The sequence below is a fragment of the Gilvimarinus sp. 1_MG-2023 genome, from assembly GCF_030548285.1.
The window spans coordinates 1-229 of record NZ_JAUOSC010001919.1 but is presented as its reverse complement, the minus strand read 5'-3'; the positions used below and the strand labels follow the sequence as shown (position 1 = coordinate 229).

1 pseudogene is annotated in these 229 nt (G+C 54.6%); it reads left to right on the top strand.

Annotated features, from left to right (window positions below):
- Positions 1 to 229: pseudogene (locus tag Q4563_RS23365) on the top strand (hypothetical protein); the annotation flags it as partial.

Genomic DNA, 229 nt, shown 5'->3' with positions numbered 1-229 from the left:
AGCTATCAACGTATCGATCGGGTGTTAGAGGAAACGGGCAGCGGCCTGGAGGATATTGCCTTGCTGACAACTCCCGCCCTGAGTGATGAAATTATTGATATTCGCCATCCTGACGAAGCGGCGGACGCGCCTCTGGAACTCGCCAACAACCCGGTCAGACATATTCCATTCTATGAACTGGAAAGCCGCTTGCGAGAGCTCGACACCAGTGGCCAGCAACGTTACCTGC